The organism is Petrocella sp. FN5, assembly GCF_029210395.1.
Lineage (GTDB): Bacteria > Bacillota > Clostridia > Lachnospirales > Vallitaleaceae > Petrocella.
In genome coordinates this window covers 1-4,948 of sequence record NZ_JARGDP010000114.1, presented here as the reverse complement: position 1 = coordinate 4,948, position 4,948 = coordinate 1, and the positions used below count along the sequence as shown (strand labels likewise).

Sequence of the window (4,948 nt, the reverse complement as noted above, 5' to 3'; positions counted from 1 at the left end):
TTATAGATATTGTTTGAAAATGCCGATATAATGAATACAAGGAGGTGGGCTTATGTATAATATAATGATTGTTGATCAACAAAAATCAAATCATGAAAAAATCAGGCTATTTCTTCAAGAATCCAAACAAGATTTTGAGATTATTGGCGAAGTTACTAGTGCTGAGCAAGCAGAGAGCCTACTTGAGAAAACTGAAGTTCATATAATTATTTCCGATGATTTATTACCCAAAAAAACCGGTCTTCAACTTTTTATAGATAACAGCGAGAAATATCCGAATATGCATATGATTCTATTTACCGATTATAACCGTTTTAACAGTTCAAAGGATATTATGGCTCAAGGGAGGATGGACTTTCTTTTTAAGCCCATTCGTCGTAATGACGTGGTTAAAAGTATCATTCATATGAGCCATATTGTTGATGAGGCCATCCAAAAAAGTGACGCCTTAAAAATGGTCCGTGCTTCCTATGAAGGCCATCTAAATGTTTTTAGAGACAGATTTCTCATCAACCTTCTCCACGGACATATGGATAACGACTTAACCATTTACAATCAGATGAATTACTTCAGTATTCCTTATAATAATAGCTTTACTGTGGGTGTTATCAAAATTGACCATTATAGAACCTATCAACTTGCCCTGGATGAAGAAGAAAGACAGTTTCTAATCTTCAATGCTCTAAACGTAGTCGCCAATTATGTTGAGAATAACCAACTTGGCTTTGTCTTCATTAATCGATATGATGAACTCTCCTTTGTTTTTACAATCGAAATGGGTGAAGATGATTTATTCAATCATGCTTATAATCTACAAGAGCTTCTGTCCTCTGTGCAAAATATAAGAGTGACCATAGGGCTTGGCAAAACCTATCACCAACCTATGTTCATCAGTGTTTCCTACCATCAAGCACGAGCTGCTTTAAGGAACAGTTATTATCTAGGTCAGGGTTCTATTATCCATGTTAATTATATTCCCGGAAAAGGCGATATCGCTTATTTTTATCCACGAGATAAAGAGCAGTTGATGATCTATGCAACAGTTAATGGTCATCTTGAGGCTTCTTTGAAATATTTGGATCTTATTTTTGAAGCCCTCAAAGTAGATAATCAACTCCCAAAACACTATTATCAGATTATGATTATTGACCTCCTCGTCAACATTAATCGTACTGCCATGGAAAATGGTCTTTCAATAGAGGATTTTTTCAAATCCTATGTTCGGCTGGGTGAAATTAATACCATTGATAATCTTAATCAAGCCCATCTCTACTTAAAAGATGCACTGTCAAAGATATGTGCCTATCAAAAAAAAGGCATACTGACCTCCGACGGAAAGCTCCTAGATGCGCTTTATAGATATGTCCACACCTATTATGCAAATAAAATCTCACTACGACGGGCGGCTCAATTCCTAAAAACTACCCCTTATCACCTAGAACAGATTATTATGGATCAAGAAAAACAAACCTTCTATGATTTCTGTATGAGCATACGGTTGAACGTATCAAAAGAATTACTTAAAAACACAACAGAGTCCATCGCTTCCATATCAGAAAAAATTGGTTTTACCAATCCGGAATACTTCGTAGCCATTTTCAAACAGCATTTTCATATGACACCTGCCACCTATAGATATGATGGAAAAGATCGAATTGTACACCATATTAAATCGTAAAAGCTATTGGTTCAGTTTTATAGTTTTGACCTTTTAAACATAATTGATAAAATAATTTTATAGTTCACAAAAGATTCACATTTTTTACATACTACATACATATTAATCCGTTATTATAAGAGTGTAAGAATTAGTTACCTCTTACATATTAAATACTCTCCCCCTCATCCTTTATAAGCACCCGACGAAAGTCTAGGTGCTTGTTTTTTGTCAAAATCTTTCAAATACTCTATCTTGAGCTGTTTATGTTCGTTCCAAATTCTAGTAAATGCTTACGGTATTTCTTCGGAACAAATTTCTGTTGTAACTTAAGATTAATTCGATCTTCAATAGCAATCTTGTCAAAATAAGTTTGCCACAATTTTCTAAAAAAAATCTCTTCTTCTATCAAACCATCCTCAATAATATGATTAAAGTCTGTCATTAGCCATTGGCCTTTTTGTCCCACTATAGCTAAAGCTCTTTTAACATCATGGATGATAAACTTTTCTTCTTTAAAACGATCTGAAAAGTGCTCACCTAGCAAACTGATTATGTTGTGATCTGGTTCAAATCGAGCATATAAATAATGCCCCAAATCTGAAAATCTAAGCAATCCCATAAATCTATGCTTCTCAAAACCCACTTGTCTTCCAATCTTAAGGACTTGATAAATGGCATCTACAGAACGCATTCTATCTGTGGCCAAACCATGTTTAAATGCAATTTCCAGGCAATTTAGTAGCATAGTGTCTTTATCATAAACATTAGATAAGAACGTATGATAGATGTTGAAATACATATATTCAGAGAACTGATCCAACATGGCTTGGTGGACCTTAGTCGATTGATTAGGATCCGTCTTTATATACCTTGTTGTTTCTAAAAGCTTTGGCTCATAGATTCTTTCTTCATAAATACCTTCTACTTTTTCCTCATAGTAGTGATGATAAATACAGGTCAGAAATCCATCGAACTGCCCATCATATAAATAAACCATAATTGTACCTCAAAACAATGAAAGCTGGGTGTGTTTAGGAACAGGATTAATGGCGCTTTTAATGGATGATATATCAAAGCTTTTTATTCCAAAGAATTTGCCATTACACGTAATAAAATATCTAGCCCGCTTTGCAACCACACCCATTTTTTGTAAATCTTCGAAACCCACTTTTATCAGCTGCCGTTGCTTAACAATCCTACTTGCAGAAGTTGGACCTATACCTGGTATTCTTAGAAGTTCCGAATAACTCACCTTGTTAATCTCCATGGGGAATAAGTGTATGTTATTGAGTGCCCAATGGAATTTGGGATCATAGTCCAAATCAAAATTACTTTCTTTTTCTGTTAAGATCTCCTCTGCAGAAAATCTATAGAATCTAAGTAACCAATCCGCTTGATAAAGCCTGTGTTCTCTAATTAATGGGGGTGCTGTCATAATATCCGGTAAATTCTTGCCTTTATTGACCGGCATATAAGCTGAATAATAAACACGCTTCATATTGAAAGTCTTATATAATTTTTCTGATGTCAGTAGAATACTTCTATCTGTATCCTGGGTTGCACCGACTATCATCTGAGTGGATTGACCTGCCGGTACAAAGCTAGGTGCTGACAAATAACGACGTTTTTCTTCCTTTGATCTTGTAATGCTTTCTTTAATCTGTGCCATGGGAAGAAAAATCTTCTGTGGCTGTTTTTGTGGTGCTAGGAGCTTTAAACTGGATTCACTAGGCAATTCAATATTAACGCTCATTCTATCCGCTAATAGACCTGCTTGATAGATTAACATCTGATCCGCTCCGGGAATCGCTTTAACATGTATGTAGCCTGAAAATCTATGTTCTGTACGAAGCAGTGTCAAAACTTTAAGGATTTTTTCCATGGTATGATTAGGATTGATTTCTATTGCTGAGCTCAAGAATAACCCTTCAATATAGTTTCTACGATAGAAAGCCATCGTAATATGTGCTACTTCTTCAGGTGTAAAACTGGTTCTTATGATATCATTACTACTACGATTAATACAATAGGCACAGTCATAAACACAATCATTGCTCATCAAGGTTTTTAAAAGGGAAACACATCGCCCATCCGCTGACCACGTATGGCATATGCCGCAAGCCGCAGCATTACCTATAGAGCCTGTATTCTTCTTCTCAACACCACTTGATGAACATGAGACATCGAATTTTGCTGATTCAGCCAGTATACCCAGTCTTTCCATAATATTGTTTTCTAACACAAAGCCACCACCTTATGAATCGTCTTCCTAAAGTTCATTATAACAAATAAATCTACCGCTTGCAAACATATGTTCCCTTTTTGTTACAGATAAAACAAAGAAAGACACCTCATATTTGAGATGTCTTTCTTTGTTTTATCTGTTTTTCAAAAAACTTCTGATATACTTCATATCCAGATAATACAATATTGATAACCTTGATTAGGATTTTTACAATCTTTTTTGTAACTTTTAAGCGCTTAACACATCTAATGGTTTTTTTTATCCGTTTTAGCATACTGACTTTTCTTGATGGCATCAAATCAACTCCAGCATTTTTATTATAATCTTACAAGAATTGGAAGCAGCAAGTTGTGTAAATTCATTAAAGTTCATTTCTGCAGAGTCGTCTGCCTTATCTGAAATAGACCGAATGATGACAAAAGGAATCTTGTTCAAATAGGAGGCTTGTGCCACAGCTCCCCCTTCCATTTCCGTACAATAAGCGTCAAACTTATCCAATAACCATATCTTTTTCTTGATATCTGAAATGAACTGATCGCCACTTACGATCCGCTCAACATATACATTTGTTGCAGAACTTAAAACATCCGTCGCATTCTTTGCAATCTTAATCAAATGCTGATCTGCTTTGTATGCAATACAACCCATTCTTGGGACTTCTCCTAAAGCATATCCAAAACCGGTTGCATCCATATCATGCTGGATTGTGTCACTTGATATGACCACATCACCAATCTCTAGAGCGTCACTAAGAGCTCCTGCAACACCTGTATTAATTATGGCATCCACATGAAAACAATCTATTAGAATCTGGGTGCAAACCGCGGAATTTACTTTACCAATACCGCCTTTTACAATAACGACCGATGCACCACTCATTGAACCAACGTAGAATTCTAGAGATGCTATGGAACGCACTTCTTTTAAATCCATTTTTTCTTTTAGAGTTAATACTTCTTCTTCCATAGCTCCAATAATGCCGATAATTTCCATTAATAATCCTCCTTTATTTCACGATTTAACTTTATACGCCCTGTTTTATT

At 35.4% G+C, this 4,948-nt stretch carries 5 protein-coding genes; 1 reads left to right on the top strand and 4 read right to left on the bottom strand.

The features are described from left to right. Positions 1-52 precede the first annotated feature (52 nt). Positions 53-1,678 carry a response regulator transcription factor gene (locus P0N36_RS14515; RefSeq protein WP_275843583.1) on the top strand — a complete coding sequence of 542 codons (1,626 nt, stop codon included), beginning with the start codon at positions 53-55 and terminating at the stop codon, positions 1,676-1,678. A gap of 229 nt (positions 1,679-1,907) precedes the next feature. On the opposite strand, the gene P0N36_RS14510 is transcribed toward P0N36_RS14515, so the two are convergent. From P0N36_RS14510 to P0N36_RS14495, 4 genes are all read right to left on the bottom strand, one after another. After that, positions 1,908-2,657 (bottom strand): TIGR03915 family putative DNA repair protein, encoded by a 750-nt coding sequence (locus P0N36_RS14510; protein WP_275843582.1) that lies wholly within the window; start codon positions 2,655-2,657, stop codon positions 1,908-1,910. A 9-nt stretch (positions 2,658-2,666) separates the two neighbouring features. After that, entirely contained in the window at positions 2,667-3,902 is a 1,236-nt protein-coding gene (locus P0N36_RS14505) for a putative DNA modification/repair radical SAM protein (protein ID WP_330684040.1), read from the bottom strand. 109 nt (positions 3,903-4,011) lie between these two features. Further along, the gene (locus tag P0N36_RS14500) at positions 4,012-4,200 is read right to left on the bottom strand and encodes a hypothetical protein (RefSeq protein WP_275843580.1); all 189 of its coding nucleotides are present in this window, start codon (positions 4,198-4,200) and stop codon (positions 4,012-4,014) included. Next, a complete protein-coding gene (locus P0N36_RS14495; protein ID WP_442957195.1) occupies positions 4,200-4,892 on the bottom strand; it encodes a 5'-methylthioadenosine/adenosylhomocysteine nucleosidase in 693 nt (230 codons plus the stop codon). Before P0N36_RS14495 ends, P0N36_RS14500 begins: the two co-directional genes overlap by 1 nt. Positions 4,893-4,948: the final 56 nt, after the last annotated feature.